Below are 14,552 nucleotides of genomic sequence, written 5' to 3'. Positions count from 1 at the left end.
TCGGCTAAGATTGCTGATCCCCGCGGAAACCCGATTGGCAAAAAACTATCTCCCTGTCCAGAGGGGCGCGAACGGATCGTGAATTCTTCTGGTATACCAAGCACACCGGAGGATTCAGGATCGTTGCTCCAGGGCGAGCGCGGGTGGATGCTGCATCGCACCGGCCGCCGATTCGGCCAGGCCGGCGTAGAGCGCGCGGAGCGCCGCTGTGTGAGCCGCCAGACCCATCGGGGCCACCCGGAAGAGGCGGCGCGCCTCGGCCCCGAGGGCCGCCGCCAGGGCGTCGTCCCGGAGCGCCGCGAACGCCTCGGCGAGGGGCGCGATCTCCGGCGCGACCACGAAGCCGGTCCGGCCGTGCCGGACCTTCTCAGCGGCGCCGGAGCGGTCGGAAGCCACGACCGGAATGCCGGCCGCCAGCGCCTCGTAGACCGTGAGCGGCCCGGTCTCGTACCAGCGGGAGGGCGCGGCGAGCGCCCGGGCGCGGGCCCGGAGCGTCGCCCACACCGCCTCGGGCCGCTGCCAGCCGATCACCTCGACGCCGTCCCGGGCGCGCAGCTCCGCCTCCAGGGGCCCGGCGCCGATGAACAGGGCCGGGAGCCCCGCGGCGCGGGCGGCGTCGGCCACGAGGTCGGCGCCCTTCTCGCGGGTGAGGCGCCCCACATAGGCGATCGCGTCGCCGCGGGCGGGCTCGGCCGCCGGCCCGTCCGGGAGCCGGACGGGATTGTCGATCCTGTGATGCGCTAGGGCGTAGCCGCCCAGGAGGGCGCCGAGCCGCTGGCGGCTGGCATCGCAGACATGGACGACGTGGAGCGGGCGGCGTCGGCTGGCCCGGCCGACGACCTGACGCAGCGCCGCGGCGCGGGCGACTCGCACGGCCTTGTGCACCCGGCTGCGCGGGTCGCAGGGCGCCGCCAGGCAGGCGGCCGACAGGGGCGCGAGCCCGCAGGGCTCGGCCCGGTCGAAGCGGTAGTAGACGCCGTTCGGGCAGGCCAGGGCGTAGTCGTGCAGCGTGACGACCAGCGGCACCCCGGTCTCCGACAGGACCGGGACGATCGCCGGCGACAGGGTCCGGGTCCACTGGTGCAGGTGGATGCAGTCCGGCGGCGCGGCGAGGCCGGCGAGGGCGTCGGCGAGCCGGCGTGCGGCGGCCGCGTGCCAGATCCCGGCGGCGGCGGCCCGCGCGGCACCGAGCGACCAGATGTCGGGCAGGCCGAGGTCGATCCGGCGGATGCCGGCATGGTCGAGGAGCGGGTCGACGGGGCCCGGGATCGCCTGGATGTAGGTGACGCCGAGGCCGGCCTCGGCGAGCCCGCGGGCCGATTCGAGCGCGACCTTCTCGGCGCCGCCGCTGGCGGCCGCGAACTCGGCCAGGATCACGACGTGCACGGTGAACCCTCCCGGGGATCGATCGCTCTCGCGCGCCGGGAGGATGGGGCAGACCGGTTTACGGGCGATCAACCGCGGCCGGATACAGCTGTCGGTCCCGGATCGCAGCGGCGGAAGTCCTGACGTGCACGTCGTCCTCGTCGCAGACCACGCCGCGATCAACGGCGGCCAGGCCAAGGTGGCCATCGAATCCGCCCTGGGGCTCGCCGCCCGGGGGATCCGCGTCAGCCTGTTCGCCGCGGTCGGCCCGGTGGACCCGCGGCTCGAGCCGGCCGGCGTCCGGGTGGTCTGCCTGGACCAGGACGACGTCACCACGGCGCGCAGCAAGCTCGCCTTCGCGGTCCAGGCGATCTGGAACGGGCCGGCCTGCCGCGCCCTGGCGGCGGAACTCGCCGCCTGCGATCCCCGCGACACGCTGGTCCACGTCCACGCCTTCGCCAAGGCGCTGTCGCCGTCGATCGGCACCGCGCTCCGGGCCTCGGGGCTGCCCTGCCTCTACACGATGCACGAGTTCTTCCTCGTCTGCCCGACCGGCGGCTTCTACGCCTACCCGGCGCAGCGGATCTGCCACCGCACCCCGATGTCGCCCGCCTGCATCGTGGCGAACTGCGACGCGCGCAGCTACCCGCGCAAGGTGGCCCGGATGGTCCGCCACGCCGGCCTCGCCCACGTGGCCCGGCTGCCGGAGCTGTTCGCCCACGTCATCACGATCAGCGACCTGCAGGAGAGCGTCGTGCGGCCGCTCCTGCCCCGCGGCACCGCCTTCCACCGGGTCGACAACCCCATCGCGGTGGCGCCGGCGCCGGTCCACGACGGGCCGCCGGGCGACTTCCTGTTCGTCGGGCGGATCTCCACCGAGAAGGGCGCGCCGATCTTCGCCGAGGCGGCCCGCCGGGCGGGCGTGCGGGCGGCCTTCGTGGGCGACGGCCCCGAACGGGCCGACCTCGCCGCGCGCTATCCCGAGGCGGTGATGCTCGGCTGGCGCGACGCCGCGGCCGTGCAGGCGCTGATGCGGCGGGCCCGGGCGCTGGTCTTCCCGAGCGTCTGGTACGAGGGCCAGCCGCTCACCGTCTACGAGGCGCTGGCCTGCGGCGCGCCGGTGATCGTGAGCGACGCCTGCGCGGGCCGCGAGGCCGTGGCCGACGGCGAGACCGGATTCTGGTTCCGCTCGGGCGACCCGGACGACCTCGCCGCGCACCTGCGCCGCCTGACCGACGACGGCCTCGCCGCCCGGATGGGCCGGGCCGCGCACGAGCGCTACTGGGCCGCGCCCCTGACCCTGGACACCCATCTCGACCGTCTCGAGGCCGTCTACGGGACGGTCCTGCGCGAGGCCGCGGCCCGCGTGCCGGCCCGCGGCCCGCTCGGGCGGCCGCTGGCGACCGCCTGACGGAGATTCCGCTGCGCACGTCCCTGCGACCGCGGCGGAGCAATCCAGGGCAGCGGGACGCCTCGGCACGTGGCGCGGTCCTGGGTCGCTTCGCTGCGCGCGCGATGACGGCACGCGCCGATCAGGCCCGAAAGATCGGAAACACCCGCCCTCCCTCGCGTTGATGCCCACCGGCACCCTTGCGTGCCTCCGTCACGGACGAGCGAGCGACATGGCCGAGACCCACAAGCCGAACGAGACCAAGCCGGGCTTCCAGCAGGGCAGCGCCAAGCCGGGCGACGCCAAGAACCCCGACAACAAGCAGGAGAAGCTGAACGAGCGCCTGGACGACGCCCTGGAGGAGACCTTCCCGTCGAGCGACCCGGTCTCGGTGAAGGTCACCAAGTAGGTCCCGCGCGGGCCGGGCGGATCAGGCCGCCCGGTCGTCCGGGACCGCCTCCCGCGCGCGCTCGATCAGGCGGCGGGCCTCGGGGCCCGGGACCGCGCGGCTGAACAGGAAGCCCTGCACCTCGTCGTAGCCCTCGGCGCGGAGCATCGCGAGCTGCTCGGCGGTCTCGACGCCCTCGGCGGTGGTGGCGATGCCGAGGCTGGTGCCCAGGCTCGCCACCGCGCGCACGATCGCCGTGCAGTGGGTGTTCTCGCCGACCTGGCTCACGAAGGAGCGGTCGAGCTTGATCTTGTCGAACGGGAAGCTGCGCAGGTAGCCGAGGCTGGAATAGCCGGTGCCGAAATCGTCCATCGCGATCCGGATGCCCATGGCCCGCAGCGCGTGCAGCGTCGCGAGGTTGGCGGCGCTGTCGGCGAGCAGGACCGATTCGGTGATCTCCAGCTCGAGGCGCCGCGGGTCGAGCCCCGCGGCGGCGAGCGCCCCGCGCACGGTCTCGACCAGGTCGCGGTTGCGGAACTGGATCGGAGAGAGGTTCACGGCGAGCCGGATCGCCTCCGGCCAGGTCGCCGCCTCGGCGAAGGCGGTCTGCATCACCCAGGCGCCGATCGGCACGATCAGGCCGGTCTCCTCGGCGAGCGGCACGAACTCGGCCGGAGAGACCGGGCCGTGCTCCGGGTGGTGCCAGCGCAGCAGCGCCTCGAAGGCGAGGATCCGACCGGCGCGGGCATCCATCAGCGGCTGGTAGACCAGCGAGAACTGGCCGCGGGCGAAAGCCTCGCGCAGCTCGTTCTCGCGCCGCCGCCGCGCCTGCACCCAGGCATCCATCTCCGGCTCGAAGCACCGGAAGGTGCCGCCGCCCTCGGCCTTCGCCCGGTAGAGGGCGAGGTCGGCGTTCTTCATCAGCGTCTCGGGATCGGTGCCGTCCCGGGGCAGGCAGGCGACGCCGATGCTGGTGCCGATGTGGCAATCCTGGCCGTCCAGCCGGAAGGGGCGGCCGAGCTCGGCGATCACCCGCGCGACCAGCCCGTCGGCCAGCGCCGGGAGGTCCGGCCCGCGCACCAGGATGGCGAACTCGTCGCCGCCGAGCCGGGCCACGAGGTCGTCCTCGCGCAGGCAGCGGGCGATCCGCTCGGCCGCCTCGCGCAGCAGCGCGTCGCCGACCGGGTGGCCCAGCGTGTCGTTGACGATCTTGAACTTGTCGAGGTCGAGGCAGAGCAGCACCGCCGCCTCGCCGTCCCGGGCGTGGCGGGCGATCGCCTCGGCGAGGCGGTCCCGGAACAGCACGCGGTTCGGCAGCCCGGTGAGCGCGTCGTGATGGGCCATGTGGGCGATGCGGGCCTCGGCCCGGCGCCGCTCGGTCATGTCGATGGCGGCCTCGAGCACCGCCTGCCGCCCCTCGAACGGCATCGCCCGCTGGAACAGGGACACCTCGATCGCGGAACCGTCGGCGCGGCGGTGGAGGGTGCCGGTGGGCGGCAGGCCGGGTGCCGGCGCCGCGTCGGCGGCCATGGCGAGATCGGCCGGCGCCCGCTCCAGGAACTGCTCGCGGCTGTAGCCGTAATGGGCGATGGCCGCGTCGTTGACCGCCAGGAACCGGTCGCGCGCGTCGGCCACGACCCACATCGGCACCGGGTTGTTCTCGAACAGGAGCCGGAACGAGGCCTCCCGGGCCTTGATGTCGCCGACATCCGTCATCGTGACCGAGACGAGATCGCCGACGCAGCCCGCCTCGACCTTGAGGTAGAGCGTGCCGCCGTCGGAGCGGGGACGGCTCAGCTCGAAGGCCGCGCGCCCGCCCCGCTCGACCATGGCGGCGAGCGTCGCGATCGTCCGCGCGGTGACGGCCCCCGGGAAGAGCTGGCCCACGCGCTGCCACTGCAGGGCGGCGGCGGGGCGTTCCAGCAGGCGCTCGGCCCCGCGGTTGAGGGCGACGATCTTGAAATCGACCGGCCGGCTGGCCGCGTCCCGGACCGTGCTGAGGGCCAGGATGCCCTGGTCGGTGGCGGTGAACATCGCCTGGACCAGCTCGGTCCGGACGCTCGCCCCGTCGAACCCGACCAGCACGAACGGCTCGCCCCAGCGGTTGCCCAGGGGCACGCCGACGAGGCGGGTCGACGTCACCACCCCGGCGGCGAGGCGATCGCACCGGGCGTAGGCGGGCTGGCCGGACGTGAGGGCGGCCGCGACCATCTCGTCGACGGGCTCGCGCAGCTCGATCGGGAGCGCGTCGACTGGGAGGGTCTCCGTCGGGATGATCTCGGCCGGGACGATCCCGGACAACGCGCCCTCCGCGCCTTCGACACCCTGCGCGAGCCAGGCGCCGAAGACCTGGCCCGCCCAGAGGATCCGGGCGGCCCGCCCGTCGCGGGTCGTCACCAGGGCGGCCCGGTCGGCGAGGCGGCCGAGGCTCCCGAGCACGACGGCCTCGTAGGACGGGATCGGCGCCCCCGGCGTCCGGCAATCCTGCCAGTGCCGGAGGAGGTTCTTGCCCGTCTGTCCGTCGTCGTGCTGCGCGCTCACCGAGCCGCCCCAGTTGTTCACCAGGTGCTAGGAAGCAGGGACTTCGTTTAAGCCGGGTTCATATGCCGACTTATAATCCCATGATACGTACTATTCCCCAGCTCCAGCCAGGATTTCAGGCAGACTCGAGCAGCCGGCGGGCGATCACCTGCGCCTGGATCTCCGCAGCGCCCTCGAAGATCGAGAGGATGCGCGCGTCGCACAGGATCCGGCTCACCGGGTACTCGAGCGCGAAGCCGTTGCCGCCGTGGATCTGGAGGGCGTTGTCGGCCGCCGCCCAGGCGACGCGGGCGCCGAGCAGCTTCGCCATCCCGGCCTCTAGGTCGCAGCGCTTGCCCTCGTCTTTCTCGCGGGCCGAGAAGTAGGTGAGCTGGCGGGCGATGTTGATCTCCACCGCCATCATGGCGAGCTTGTCGGCCACCCGCGGGAAGTTCACCAGCGCCTTACCGAACTGGACCCGCTCCTCGGCGTAGCGCAGGCCGACGTCGAGGGCCGACTGGGCGACGCCGATGGCGCGGGCCGCGGTCTGGATGCGGGCCGACTCGAAGGTCTGCATCAGCTGGGCGAAGCCCTTGCCCTCGACCTCGCCGAGCAGGTTGCCGCCCGGCACCTCGAAGCCCTCGAAGGCGAGCTCGTACTCCTTCATGCCGCGGTAGCCGAGCACCTCGATCTCGCCGCCCGACAGGCCCTGGACCGGGAAGGGATCCTCATCCGTGCCGCGGGGCTTCTCGGCGATCAGCATGGAGAGGCCCTTGTGGCCCTTCTCCTCGGGCTTGGTGCGCACCAGCACCGTCATGATGTCGGCGCGGACCGGGTGGGTGATCCAGGTCTTGTTGCCGGTGATCTTCCAGACGTCGCCCTCCTTCACCGCGCGGGTGCGCAGGCTCGCGAGGTCGGAACCGGTGTTCGGCTCGGTGAAGACAGCGGTGGGCAGGATGTCGCCGGAGGCGATCTTCGGCAGGAAGCGCTGCTTCTGCTCCTCGGTGCCGCCGCACAGGATCAGCTCCGCGGCGATCTCCGAGCGGGTGCCCAGCGAGCCGACGCCGATATAGGCGCGGGACAGCTCCTCCGAGACCACGCACATGGCGGTCTTCGGCAGGCCCATGCCGCCGTACTCCTCGGGGATCGTCAGGCCGAAGACGCCGAGTTCGGCCATCTTCTGCACGATCTCCATCGGGATGTAGGCGTTCTTCAGGTGCCACTCGTGCGCCTGATCGACCACCTCGGCCTTGCCGAAGCGGCGCATCTCGGAGCGGATCGCCTCCATGTCCTCGTCGAGGCCCGAGGCGCCGACGGTCGCCGAGCCGCCGCCGTCGCGCATCAGCGCCACCAGGGCGGCGCGGTTCTCGGGGGTGTTGCCCTCGGCGATCAGAGTCTCGACCGCGTCAATGCGGTACGGGGCCACCTCCTTGGCGGAGAGGCCGAGCGACCCGGTGACGCGGACCATCTCGCCCTGGCTCATCGGGATGCCGGAGAACAGCTGGTCGAGATACTCGCCGGCGCCGATCCGGACGAGGAGCGCCTCGGTCTCGCCGAACCGGCCCTCCCCTTGCAGGCGCTCGGCGTAGCCGCCGAGCTCGTTCACCGCCTCCGCGTAGGTCGCGAGCCACGCGAGCCCGTGGGCGGCGTGCTGCTGGCCCTCGAGCTTGGCCGCGTCGATCCGCCCGTCCGTCCCGAGGATCCGCGTGCGGACCCGGCGCGTGGCCTCGGCGGCCAGCGCCTTCGCGCTCTCACCGGCGGCCTTGGTGAGGGCCACGAGATCCTGCGGCTCGGTCTGGATGGCGGGGGATGCGGACATGGTTCTCTGCTCGCGTGGCGTCTTCTTGGATCGGGTCTTTTAACCTGCCGCGGTCCGGAGCCGAAGCAGATTTCGTTTGTCCCGCCTTGAACTGAAGTTGAATACCGGGGCTGGCGGGCCGGCGCGCAGCCCTGCGAAGTCAAGGCCTGACCGGCGCGGCGACGCGCGACGCTCCGGACACTGATGATCGTGCCTTCAGCCTACCGAAACCTACTCGCCGGACGGCCCCGGCTCAGCGCCTCTGCTCGCACCGGGTCTTCAGGTAGGACCCGTCCTCGCCCTTGAAGCCGGCATTGGCCGCCAGGACCGGACCCTGGACGAGGCATTCCTGGAGCGTGTGGGCCGGGCCCGTCACCACGTCGATAGCGGTCTCGCGCGAGCAGTCCGGGGCCTGGACGGAGGCGGCGCAGATGAGGGCGACGACGATGATCTGGTTCATGGGGCCTCCCGTGCGGGCCCGGCTCACGAGACGGCGGGCGGCGTCTACCGAAAGATGGACCGCCCGACCTTGTTCCCTTGGTCCGGCCGCCCCGACGTGGCGCCGATGTCGCGCCGTCACACCAGCCCGGCGAGATCCGCACCGGCCTCGATCCGGTCGGGGGCGGGCACGCGGCCCTCGCCCAGCAGGTGGAGGAACGCCGTGAAGGCGGGGTTGCGGCCGATGCTGCAGGCGGCCACCGCGCGGTTGTCGCGGACGTAGTAGGCGATGAAGTCGAGCGCCGCCGGGTCGCCCTGCAGGATGATCCGCTCGAAATCCGGCGCGTAGCCGCCGTAATCCAGGCGCTTGTCGCCCTGGTTGCTCCAGAAGAACGGCGCCCCCGCGAAGGCGCCGGTGGCGCCGAGCATCGCCCGGGCGACGTGCGTGCCGTGCTGCTGCGCCAGCCGCCAGTGCTCGATCCGCGCCGTGACGCCGCTGCCGCGCTCCGGGAAGGCCGCGATGTCGCCCGCGACCCAGACGTTGTCGGCGAGCTTCAGGTCGGCGCCGACCGGGAGGCCGCCGGACTCGTCCGGCTCCACCCCGGCGACGATCCCGGTCTCCGGCGCGGCGCCGGCGCCGATCAGCACGAGGTCGGCCGGAAGCCGCGCGCCGTCCTCGATCTCGACGGCATCGACGGAGCCGGTGCCGGCGATCCGCGCGACCGTGCCGGTCACGAAGGTCACGCCGTTGCCGGCGTGGTAGCGCTTCAGCGCCGCGCCCACGGCCTCGCCGAAGCGCTTGGCGAAGGGGACCTCCTCCCGGGACAGGACCGTCACCGACAGGCCGCGCTTGGTCAGGAAGGCCGCGGCCTCCAGGCCGATGAAGCCTGCGCCGATCACCACCACGCGCGTCGCCCGTTCCGCCGCGGCGCTGAGGCGCACCGCGTCGTCGAGGCTGCGCAGGGTCATGACGCCGTCGAGATCCCTTCCCTCGAAGTCCGGCACCACCGCGCGGCTGCCGGTGGCGATCAGCAGCGCGTCGCCGGTGAGTGTGCGCCCGTCCGCCAGCGCGACGCTGCGGCCGGCCGGATCGATCCGGGTCGCCTCGGCCTCGACCCGCTCGACCCGGTGGGCGGCGGCGAAATCCGGCTCCAGCAGGGTCTTCTCGGCCGGGGTGGGCTTGGCCAGGAACTGCTTGGACAGCTTGGTCCGGTCGTAGGGCGGGTGGCCCTCGCGGCCGACCAGGGTGATCGCCCCCGCGAAGCCCTCGCGCCGGAGCGTGGTGACGCAGGCGGCGGCGGCCGCACCGGTGCCGACGATCAGGACCGTCCCGACCGGGGCCTCGGCCCGCCGCGCCGGGACCGGCTCGGGGGTCAGCGTCGCCACCGCCTCGCCGCCCTCGATCCGGACGGGATAGCGGGTCAGCGCCTCCAGCGCCGGCGGCTCCTCCAGGCCGCCGTCGGCGACCGCGAAGGCCGCCTTGTGCCAGGGGCAGTAGAGCCGGCCGCCACAGATCTCGCCCTTGGCCAGCGGCGCGCCGAGATGCGGGCACTTCGCCTGGAAGGCGCGCACCCCGTCGGCGTCGCGCACGAACAGCACCGCGTCGTCGCCGGCCTTGCCCTCGGCCTTGCCGCCGAGGGGGATCGCGTCGAGGGCGAGGCGGATCTCGCGGGGCTTGTCCTGGTTCATCCTCGCCTCGCGCGCTGCCGGCCCGGGCCGATCCGGCCCGCGCGCACCAAACCGCGAGGGCGCGAAGGGTTTCCGCGCCTTCCGTCGCAGGGGTCGCGGCCTCGGCGGCGACCGCCCGCGGCCATCTCAGCCGCGGCTCGCCACCGCCACGCCGAGGGCGGCGAGCGCCATGCCGGCGCCCTGCACGGGGGTCAGCACCTCGCCGAACAGCAGGTAGCCGAGGACGGCCGCGACCGGCGGCACGAGGAAGAACAGGGCGGCGACGCCCGCCACCGCGCCCCGCCGGATCAGCACCAGCAGCAGCAGGATCCCGGCGACCGAGTTGACCAGGACCGCCCAGCCGAGGCCGAGCCACAGGGCGGGCGCCGGATCGAACGCGCTGCCGCCGAAGGCGAGCGCCAGCGGGATGGCGCAAGCCATGCCGCCGACGAACTGGAGGGTCGCGCCGGCCAGGAGATCGACCTGGCCGCCGGTGCGCTTCTGCCAGAGCGTGCCGAGGGTCAGCGCCAGCACCCCCAGGAGGCTGACGGCCAGCGCCGCCGGCGGGATCCCGGACGGGTCCGTGGCGCCGAGCTTCGGGGCGAGCACGAGGCCGGTGCCGACGAAGCCCATGAGGATCCCGAGCGCCCGCCGGCCGCTGACGCGCTCGCCCAGCAGCGGCTGCGCAAGGAGCGCGGTGAGCAGCGGCTGGAGGCTGCCGACGAGCGCCGCGATTCCGGCCGGCAGCCCGTGGCTCACCGCCCAGAAGACGCCCGACAGGTAGACGCCCTGCATCAGGAAGCCCGCGACGACCGGGTCGCGCCACCCCGCCCGGTCCGCCGGCCAGCGCACCCGGGCGGCCGCGGCGATCAGGGCCAGCACCAGGGCGACGGCCGTGAAGCGGATTGCGGTGAAGGCCAGCGGATCGACGTGCGGCACGACCGCCCGGGCCGAGATGAAGCCCGTGGCCCAGATCGGGATGAACAGCGCCGGGAGAGCGCCGGATGCGAGCGTCGACGGGCGGGAGAGTGTAGGCATGGCCGCCGGACGGAGCATGCCGGCGCGCCCGGCGCAACGGTGATCTTGCCCACGGGGCGCGACCGGCACCGGCGTGGCGCGGACGCGTCACCGGCCGCCGATCGGGACCGGAGCGGGCCGACGGCGTTGACGCGCGGGTGCCGGCGCCGTTCATCGGCGGACCTCTCCCGGAGAGGGCCGCCCCGAGGATCGCGCGATCGAGGATCGTTGGACACCCGTGAAACCCCTCCGCAGCGGATTACAGGTCATGGGCGTCGCCGCGCAGCGCTTCGTCTCCCATGACGGCTGGGCGATCGCGAGTCACATCGCCCTCTCGAGCCTGACCTCGCTGTTCCCGTTCCTGATCCTGCTGGCGGCGCTCGCCGGCCTGTTCGGCACCCAGTCGCTGGCCGACGAGGCCGGGGTGCTGATCTTCGACGCGTGGCCGCGGGAGATCGCCAAGCCGATCGTCGGCGAGGTGCACCGGGTGCTCACCGAGCAGCGCAGCGGCGTGCTGACGCTCGGCGCGCTGTTCGCCCTGTACTTCTCCTCCTCGGGCGTCGAGAGCCTGCGGGTCGGGTTGAACCGGGCCTACGGCCTGCGCGAGAGCCGGCCCTGGTGGCTGACCCGCCTCGAATCGATCGGCTACGTGATCTGCGGCGCCTTCGCGATGCTGGCCTTCGCGCTGCTCGTGGTGCTGGGGCCGCTGATCTGGCGCAACGTCGTCTTGGTGGCGCCGGGCCTGGAGCCCCTGAGCCTCACGGTGGCGATCGGGCGGATCGGCGTCACGGCCCTGCTGCTCGCCGTCGTGCTGGTCATCGCCCACAAGTTCGTCGCGGCCGGGCGGCGCTCGATCCTGTCGGTGCTGCCGGGGATCGGGGTGACGCTGCTCCTGTGGTTCTTCGCCGGCCTCGGCTTCGGCTACTACCTCGACCGATTCTCCAACGCCTACGCGTCGACCTACGGGGGGCTGGCCACCGCGATGGTGTTCCTGGTCTTCCTCTACTGGCTCGCCGCCATGTTCCTGTTCGGCGGCGAGATCAACGGCACGGTGATCGCCGCCCGCCGCGCCCGCCTGCAGGCGAAGATGCTGGCGCGCCGGGCCGAGATGGAGGGCCGCAGGTCCGGGACGGGCGCCCCGGGACCGGGCGCCTGATCCCGGAGCGTCCCGGTCGCACCCCACCGTCTCCCGCGCGGGAGAGGGGTTCGCGCCCGGACCCGACGACGCGGTGCGCCCGGCGGCGCCTCACGCCGCCAGCGCCAGCCCCTCGTCTTCCTCCGCCTGGGCCGCCATGAACTGCGCCCGGGCGAGCTCGGCGAACCTGCCGTCCTGCGCGACCAGGTCGTCGAAGGTGCCGGCCTCGACGATCCGGCCCTCGTGGAACACCAGGATCCGGTCGGCGTCGCGGATCGTCGCGAGGCGGTGGGCGATCACGAAGGTGGTCCGCCCCTCCATCACGGTCTCCAGGGCGCCCTGGAGCTTGCGCTCGGTGGCGGCGTCCAGCGCCGAGGTCGCCTCGTCGAGGATCAGGATCGGCGGGTTCTTCAGGAGCGCCCGGGCGATCGAGAGCCGCTGGCGCTCGCCGCCCGAGAGCGACCGGCCGCGCTCGCCGATCACCGTGTCGAGCCCGTCGGCCTGGCGCGCCATGAAGGCGCTGGCCTGGGCGCGTTCCAGCGCGTCGAGCATCTCGGCGTCGGTGGCGTCGGGGCAGCCGACCTGCAGGTTCTCGCGGATCGAGCGGGCGAACAGCATCGGCTCCTGGAACACCACGCCGATGTTGTGGCGCAGCGAGGCGAGGCCGACGTCGCGGATGTCCATCCCGTCGATCCGGATCGCGCCGGAGGCCGGGTCGAAGCTGCGGTGCAGGAGGCCGAGCGTCGTCGACTTGCCCGAGCCGGTGGTCCCGACCAGCGCGATCGTCTCGCCGGGCTTGGCGGTGAACGAGACCCCGTCGAGCGCCTGGCGCCTTCCGTCGTACGAGAAGGCGACGTCCTCGAAGGTGACCGCGCCCTCGAAGCGGGCGACCTGCCGGGCGTGCGGCCGGTCGGCCACCGCCGGGACGGTGTCGTAGATCTCGAAGAACTCGGCGATCTTCGGCGCCTGCTGGAACAGGCCGTTGACGAAGCCGACCACGTGGTCGAGCCGGGCCACGAAGGCGGTGGCGAGGCTCATGAAGGCCACGACCTCGCCCACCGTGGTGGTGCCAGCCTGGTAGAGCCAGATGCCGGTGACGAAGATCGCCGTCATGGTGATGGTCGCGGAGGCGCGGGTCGCCACGTTGGCGAGCGCCCACCAGGACAGGACCGGGATTTGCGCGGCGAGCAGGTTGGTGATGATGCCGCGCATCGCCTCCTTCTCGGCCTTGGCGCGGGTGAAGGACTGGATCACCGCGACGTTGCCGAGGGCGTCCGAGGCGTGGGCGGCCAGCCCCGAGTTGAATTCCTCAACCTGGCCCTGGAGCGCCTCGGTCCGGCGCATCACGAAGGTGGTGAGCGCCGTGAAGGCCAGCACCAGCACCACCAGGATCGCGCCGAGCTGCCAGTTGATGAACAGGGTCATCGGCAGGAGCACGCCGAGCGAGACCAGGGCGACGAGGTGATCGCGGAAGAAGCCGAGCCACAGCCACGCCATGCCGTTCGTGCCCTCCAGCATCGCCTTCAGGACGCGGCCGGAATGGTTGGCCGAGTGGAAGGCGAGCGGCAGGTCGAGGACGTGCTCGAAGTAGCTCGCCATCGACGACAGGCGGTTGCGGTGCGCCAGCCGGTCGGCGTGGAGCGCGATGAACACGCCCGCCGCGATGGTGAAGAAGCCGAACGCCACCCAGGCGGCGAGCAGGGGCAGCATCGTGCCCATGGCGTCGCCGCCGCGCTTGAGATGGGTCAGCTGGTCGATGATCCGGCCCATCAGCAGGGGCTCGGCGAAGGCCGCGATCGCCAGGACCACGTTGGTGACGGCTAGGCCTATCGCCAGCCGCCGCTCCGCCTTCAGAAATCCCAGGACCCGCCCGTACAGACGAACCATCGTACCGCTCCGCCACCCCTGGCGCGGCCCGTGTGACCCGGGTCTCACGCCTTCACCGAGGAGGTCCGCGCGGCCGGCATGCGTGCCGGATCCGCGTCAAACCCCTCGTACGAAACGGGTATGCCAGCGCCTGCCTGAACGGGCGATGACGGGCCGATACAGGTTCGAAACAGTCGCCTTTACGGTTGCTTCAGCAAAGTTTCCCGAAGCTTAGCCCGGATCCGCCGCGCCCGGGACGCGCGGGCGGTGCCCGACGGCTCGGGGGCGTCGAAGCGGCGTTCGCGCCGTTCATGATCGACGGCGTCTGGCTGTCCGGACGACCGATTCGCCCCCCGCCGGCGAGGCCCCCTCCATGCCGGCCGACCGGCGGGGTGCCGCTACTTCGCGGTGAGGAGCGCCCAGTAGACCTTGTACTTCGAGCCCGGGGCGTAGGCGGTGGCGATCCCCATCCGGGTCGCCCCGGGCGCCAGCATGGTGGCGTCGTGGGGCGGGCTCTCGCGCCAGCCCGAGAAGGCCTCGGCCAGGGTGTGGTAGCCCGCCGAGAGGTTGGCGTTGACGCTCGCGTAGCCGAGCCGCTCGACGGCGGCCTTGACGGTCTGGGCCCGGCTCGGCCGGTCGGCGAGCGCCATGGCGGCCGCCTCGGCCTCGGCGAGGCGCTGCAGTTCGGGATCGACCGTCAGCGGCGGCGCGCCGCGGTTGCGGCGGTAGGACGAGATCATGTCGCGGGCCGCCTCGACGTCGATATGCGCGCTGTTGCTGGCGAGCGGCAGGTAGATGCTCGGCAGCCCGGCGCTGCTCGGCGGCTGGGCGGCGCAGCCGCCGAGAAGCGCCGCCGCCAGCGCGGCCGGACCGACCATCCGGGCTCCGGTCCTGATTTGGGCGCGCCCGCGCCCCGCATGTCGACCGTCACGATCGCGTCTCGTCACGTTTCATCCATCCCTGCGAC

The 14,552-nt window shown here is 73.1% G+C and carries 11 protein-coding genes; 3 read left to right on the top strand and 8 right to left on the bottom strand.

Annotated features, from left to right (window positions below; translation table 11 throughout):
• Window positions 1–114: 114 nt before the first annotated feature.
• Entirely contained in the window at window positions 115–1,386 is a 1,272-nt protein-coding gene (locus C4T42_RS17885; RefSeq protein ID WP_103985564.1) for a glycosyltransferase, read from the bottom strand.
• A gap of 124 nt (window positions 1,387–1,510) precedes the next feature.
• Between C4T42_RS17885 and C4T42_RS17880 the strand changes: the two genes are divergently transcribed.
• Window positions 1,511–2,776, top strand: a complete 1,266-nt coding sequence (locus C4T42_RS17880; protein WP_103985563.1) for a glycosyltransferase family 4 protein — start codon at window positions 1,511–1,513, stop codon at window positions 2,774–2,776.
• A gap of 211 nt (window positions 2,777–2,987) precedes the next feature.
• Window positions 2,988–3,164, top strand: a complete 177-nt coding sequence (locus C4T42_RS31990; protein ID WP_165923182.1) for a hypothetical protein — start codon at window positions 2,988–2,990, stop codon at window positions 3,162–3,164.
• Window positions 3,165–3,185: 21 nt separating this feature from the next.
• On the opposite strand, the gene C4T42_RS17875 is transcribed toward C4T42_RS31990, so the two are convergent.
• From C4T42_RS17875 to C4T42_RS17855, 5 genes are all read right to left on the bottom strand, one after another.
• Window positions 3,186–5,705 (bottom strand): EAL domain-containing protein, encoded by a 2,520-nt coding sequence (locus tag C4T42_RS17875; RefSeq protein WP_103985562.1) that lies wholly within the window; start codon window positions 5,703–5,705, stop codon window positions 3,186–3,188.
• A gap of 94 nt (window positions 5,706–5,799) precedes the next feature.
• Window positions 5,800–7,482: an acyl-CoA dehydrogenase family protein gene (locus C4T42_RS17870; protein ID WP_103985561.1), complete on the bottom strand. Its 1,683-nt coding sequence runs from the start codon at window positions 7,480–7,482 to the stop codon at window positions 5,800–5,802.
• Window positions 7,483–7,714: 232 nt separating this feature from the next.
• Window positions 7,715–7,921, bottom strand: coding sequence for a hypothetical protein (locus tag C4T42_RS17865; RefSeq protein WP_012321270.1), 207 nt, complete (start codon window positions 7,919–7,921; stop codon window positions 7,715–7,717).
• A gap of 116 nt (window positions 7,922–8,037) precedes the next feature.
• The gene (locus tag C4T42_RS17860) at window positions 8,038–9,588 is read right to left on the bottom strand and encodes an FAD-dependent oxidoreductase (RefSeq protein WP_103985560.1); all 1,551 of its coding nucleotides are present in this window, start codon (window positions 9,586–9,588) and stop codon (window positions 8,038–8,040) included.
• A 126-nt stretch (window positions 9,589–9,714) separates the two neighbouring features.
• Window positions 9,715–10,623, bottom strand: a complete 909-nt coding sequence (locus C4T42_RS17855; RefSeq protein WP_020093998.1) for a DMT family transporter — start codon at window positions 10,621–10,623, stop codon at window positions 9,715–9,717.
• Window positions 10,624–10,852: 229 nt separating this feature from the next.
• Between C4T42_RS17855 and C4T42_RS17850 the strand changes: the two genes are divergently transcribed.
• Window positions 10,853–11,740 (top strand): YihY/virulence factor BrkB family protein, encoded by an 888-nt coding sequence (locus tag C4T42_RS17850; RefSeq protein ID WP_020093999.1) that lies wholly within the window; start codon window positions 10,853–10,855, stop codon window positions 11,738–11,740.
• A gap of 90 nt (window positions 11,741–11,830) precedes the next feature.
• On the opposite strand, the gene C4T42_RS17845 is transcribed toward C4T42_RS17850, so the two are convergent.
• On the bottom strand, window positions 11,831–13,606 hold the full coding sequence (locus C4T42_RS17845; RefSeq protein WP_020094000.1) for a glucan ABC transporter ATP-binding protein/ permease: 1,776 nt from the start codon (window positions 13,604–13,606) through the stop codon (window positions 11,831–11,833).
• 377 nt (window positions 13,607–13,983) lie between these two features.
• Window positions 13,984–14,463 carry a CAP domain-containing protein gene (locus tag C4T42_RS17840; RefSeq protein ID WP_020094001.1) on the bottom strand — a complete coding sequence of 160 codons (480 nt, stop codon included), beginning with the start codon at window positions 14,461–14,463 and terminating at the stop codon, window positions 13,984–13,986.
• Between the last annotated feature and the right edge of the window lie 89 nt (window positions 14,464–14,552).

The organism is Methylobacterium sp. 190mf (genome assembly GCF_900107945.1).
In the GTDB taxonomy this organism is placed as follows: Bacteria; Pseudomonadota; Alphaproteobacteria; order Rhizobiales; family Beijerinckiaceae; genus Methylobacterium.
Note: the sequence above shows the minus strand (reverse complement) of the source record. Positions and strands in the feature narration are given on the sequence as shown.